General features: G+C 68.8%; 5 protein-coding genes and 1 pseudogene. All 6 read right to left on the bottom strand.

The window, feature by feature from the left end; translation table 11 throughout:
* Nucleotides 1-230, bottom strand: a pseudogene (locus ELR45_RS35450) (hypothetical protein); the annotation flags it as partial.
* On the bottom strand, nt 227-877 hold the full coding sequence (locus tag ELR45_RS18535; RefSeq protein ID WP_129667712.1) for a hypothetical protein: 651 nt from the start codon (nt 875-877) through the stop codon (nt 227-229). The gene ELR45_RS18535 and the pseudogene ELR45_RS35450, both read right to left, overlap by 4 nt.
* Nucleotides 874-2,148, bottom strand: coding sequence for a hypothetical protein (locus ELR45_RS18540; RefSeq protein ID WP_129667713.1), 1,275 nt, complete (start codon nt 2,146-2,148; stop codon nt 874-876). The genes ELR45_RS18535 and ELR45_RS18540 overlap by 4 nt, the downstream gene beginning before the upstream one ends.
* An 87-nt stretch (nt 2,149-2,235) precedes the next feature.
* Nucleotides 2,236-2,469, bottom strand: a complete 234-nt coding sequence (locus ELR45_RS18545) for a hypothetical protein (protein WP_129667714.1) — start codon at nt 2,467-2,469, stop codon at nt 2,236-2,238.
* Nucleotides 2,470-2,512: 43 nt separating this feature from the next.
* Nucleotides 2,513-2,779: a class I SAM-dependent methyltransferase gene (locus ELR45_RS18550; protein ID WP_240759863.1), complete on the bottom strand. Its 267-nt coding sequence runs from the start codon at nt 2,777-2,779 to the stop codon at nt 2,513-2,515.
* 24 nt (nt 2,780-2,803) lie between these two features.
* On the bottom strand, nt 2,804-4,269 hold a 1,466-nt coding region (locus ELR45_RS18555; protein ID WP_165367901.1), incomplete at its 5' end, for a M81 family metallopeptidase.

The following is a 4,269-nucleotide window of genomic DNA, read 5'->3' on the forward strand; positions in this document are numbered from 1 at the left end:
TCACGGTTGACCAGGGTGACGAGCTGGCTGGTGGACAGGTCGGCGCCGTGCTCGAGGGGCACCGCGATGACGAACGCCTGGGGATCTGTGTCGGCCACCAGCGTCGTGATCTCGTCCAGTTGCTCGTCGGTGATGGCACCGGCCAACGACGGGTCCACGTGCACGCCGTCATCGGCGAGGTCCTCGGCGATCGTCTCCGGATCAGGCTCGTAGGGTTCCGTCTCGCTCACGTCGCCGCCCTTCGCCGCCGCACAAAGAACCAGCCGATCAGCCCGATGGCGCCGGCAACTCCTCCACCCAATGAGCCGATCAGCACACCTGCGGCGATCGTGCCGGCGGTGCCTCCCCAGTAGTCGCTGCCGGTGCTCTCCCCGAGCTCGTAGCTGCGCCCGTCGTTCTCCTCGATCTTTTCGAGCAGGAGCCTGGTCTCCCGGCTGCTGGACCATTGCTCGTCCGGGGACTCGTAGATAGAGAAGTATCCCGCATCGATGCCTACGTCCACACTGTCCAGCGCGCTTCCAGGACTGATCTGAACATACACGCCTGGCCGGTCCAGGCGACGGCCGATCTGACGCAGCACCTCGCTGTCGGACCCGTAACCTGCTTGGCTACTCTCCGGCCAGACCACCACGAAGACCTGCGGGTCCGAGGCGGCCGCGGCCTCGTCGATCCGGGCGAGCTCATCGTCGGTGAAGGCGCCCCCGGCGCTGGGCTCCACATAGACGTGGGAGTCGTCCAGGCCGTCGGCGGCAACGCGGGCGCGCTCGGTGGTGTACGTCTCGTCCGGCAAGTCCTCTGAGGTGATCGACCACGCCGCGACGCCGCCGAGGACCGCGCACACCAGGGTCGTCACCAGGCCGACGATCTTCTTGATCATCGCCGCACGCTCCGATCCGCGAGGACCTGCTCAGCGAGATCGCCCACCAGGGCGCCATAACCCGTACGCGCCCATACGGTGGAGGTCTCGACGTAAGGAACCCACCCCCGCAGACCCCTCCGGACCGACAGGAACGCTCCCTGCCTTCGGCCGCACGCCGAGCAGACCGGCGCGTCGATCGAGGACCCACCCACCCGGACGGCGTCCTCCGCCTCGCCGTGCATAGGGTTGATGAAGCATGGCTGGTAGGTCCGCAGCTCGGGTCTGCTCACACGGTCCACCTCGCGATCCGCTGTCAGCGCGAGCACATAGGCGCCGACAGCATCCAGGTCATCGCCCGTGTCGAGCACGCGCTCAGCGGCGTCGATCGCGCTCGACACCTTCTCTCCGGTCGGTGTTGCCAGCTCATCGCCAGACAGCTCGTCGAGACGTCGGCGTGCGTCAGCGAGATGCTTCTTCGCCCGGCGCTCGATACCCTCCGGCACCGCCTCATAAGCTGGACGCGCCGCGTCGCCCTTGCGGGCTCTCAGCGGCTTGGCTCGCACGACACCCACCGTGATGATGAGCCCTGCAACCAGCACACCGATGCCCGTGGCGAGGGTAGCCACCCAGCGGGTGGCCTCGGCGTCGGCCATTGACGTGGGCGGATCTGGGACGAACGCCCATGGCTCGCTCACGTAGTCGTCGACCACTGACGACGGCAGATCCTCACCAGGAGCAGCCGCTGCCCGCACCATCACGGCAGCCTCGAAGAGCGCCGATGACCGTGGGTACTCACCCGGTCCGTTCTCCTCGGCGGCTCTCAGCTCCGTGTAGGCCTGGCGAAGATCGAAGTCATCCGGAGCGCCCCATGCACCCGTATACGAGCCCGCCCCGAGGAACGCGACGTGGTATATGCCTTCGCCCAGCTCGTCGCGGAACAGGACGGCCGCTTGCTCCGCCGGCTGCTCCGTCGCTGCCAGCTCGCCCGGCATCTCGGCCAGCACCACGTACATCGGCAAATCCGCGTCTGCCGCGGCCTCGCTGAGCACGTCATGGGCCAGCTCGGAATCGCCCATGCCCATCGATGGCTGGACCAGAACGGGATCGTCGCGCAACTGTTCGATCAGCTCGTCGACCGTGGCCGTATGCATCGGCTGCTCGCCGGCTGTGCCGTCAGCTATGGCCGACGGCGCGCCGAGGACCAGACCACACACGGCCAGCGTGACCGCACGCACGACGCGACGACGGCGGGACGGTACGGCACCACGTACGGCCACGGTTTCGGTCACGCGGAGAGTTTACGGCCAGACCGGAAGGCCGCTCGCGTCGCCCTTCCAGCCAGAGACGAGAAAGGTGCGGTTCACCGTAGTGACCCATCACGCCTTGGTGGCGACGACGACGAGGTACTCCCACTCGCAGACGACCGTGCCGTCGCTCGCTCGGTTCGCCGACGATGCAAGGGCGCCCAGATCACGACGGAACGCGGCCCTGCCGTCGTCGTCCAGCCGCTGAGACGCCTTGTAGGTGGGGCCGTAGTGGGTGAGGAAGAAGTCCGCGAAGTGCTCAGGGGACAGGAAACGCTCGGTGATCGTTCCCGTGTCAAAGGCCAACTCCGAGACCCCGCCGTCGAAGAGCTCCCGGATCGTGTCCTCGCTACCCCAGCGCGTCGGTGGTTTCGCTGCCGGCGGAGGCGCTGCGTGCCGGCCTACCGTCGCCTTCGAGGAACTCGACCGGCAGCGCTTCTATCTCCGCCCGGCGTCGCGCGATCTCGAGCAGCGCGGGTACGTAGTCCACACCCGTGACGTCGCAGAACCTCCGCGCGGCGGCGAGGGCCACGTGCCCGGTTCCGGTCGCGACATCGAGCACGCGTGCACCCGAGCGCAGGTCAACCACGTCGCAGAGCACGTCGCCGAGTGGCACCGTCAACCAGGCCGCGGATGCGGGCTACCAGGTGGCGGTGGGCTCGAACGGGAACATCGGCGAACGGCGGTGCTGGTGGTCGAGGATGGACAGGTCGGCGCTGGTGCAGCCGGGTGTGCTCGCCCAGATGAGCCGGCTGGCGATCGGCTCGAACGCGGCACGCGGCGAGTGCACACCTTTGGCAGCGATGATCTTGGCATCCGTGGGTTCGATGCCGACGATGCGGAACTGCTCACGGCTGGATGTGCCGGCTGCACGGGAGTGCACGGCGAGCAGAAAACCATCGTCGGTGCGCACTCCGGCGGACGGGCCGAAGTTGTAGTAGCGAGCCCCTCCGTGAGTAGGTGTGGGGTCGTCGAACTCCCCGTCGGCCAGGGTGATCACCTCACCGGTGACCGGGAACGGCTCCCCGTGCCGGTGGTCCGTCCGCCCGCCGACCTGGATTTCGACGCGCTCGCCGACGCCGGCGTCGGTGCACGCGGCGACGGCCTGGGCATCGTTGATCGACATGATGAGGCCGGCGATGCCGAGGCGGCGCGCGGCGTGCAGCACGTGGGTGGAGTCACCGGGGCTGCCGCCTCCGACGTTGTCACCCATGTCCATCAGCAGCACCGGCCCGGAACCCGCGGCCGCGGCCTGCCGCAGTGCGTCGTCGACCGAGGTGAGCTCGGCGTCGAGCTGGTCACGAACCTTCCACGCAGCGTCAGCTAGCGTCCGCGCCACGTCGGCGGCGAGAGCCGGGTCGTCGTCGGTGACCGCGACGAACGTCATGCCCATCTGGACGACGTCGGCGTACGGGAACCCCTCGACGACGCTGGCCGACAGCACACCTGGGCGTCGGCGCTGCTCCTGCGCGATGCGCAACAGCCCGGCCATCGGCTCGTCGTGAGTTCCCTGCCGCAGGATGTTCACGGCCAGCGGCGGGTCCTCCAGCGCCATCGCCGGACGCACCTCGCCGCGGACGGTGGCGCCGACGATCCGCGCGCATGCCAGGCCCTGCTCGGCCGCGTCGACGTGCGGGTTGGTCTGGTACACCGTGACGACGTCGGCATGGTCGACCATCTGGCGGGAGATGTTGGCGTGCATGTCCACTGTGACGCCGATCGGCACCTCGCCTCCCACCGCCTCGCGCACCCGGCGGGTGAACTCCCCGTCCGCATCGGGCGCGTTCTCGGCCACAGCCGCACCGTGCAGGACGAGCAGAACCCCGTCGAACGGGCCCTGCTCGGCCAACGCGTCGAGCATGCGGCCGGTGAGGTGGTCGTAGGCCTCGCTGGTGCTGGGGCCACTCGGGGTCAGCCAGGCGAACACCAGCGGTGTCAGCTCCACCTCGGGCTGCTCGGCCTCATAGGCGAAAAACCCGGACAGCGTGGCCTCGGATGCGGCGTAGGCGTCACGGATCTGCTCGCCCTCGAGGATGCCGGCGTGGCGCCAGGCATCAAGCGTGGCCCGCCCGGGCGCGAACGTGTTCGACTCATGGTTGAACCCGA

Source organism: Phytoactinopolyspora endophytica (assembly GCF_004138495.1).
Lineage (GTDB): Bacteria > Actinomycetota > Actinomycetes > Jiangellales > Jiangellaceae > Phytoactinopolyspora > Phytoactinopolyspora endophytica.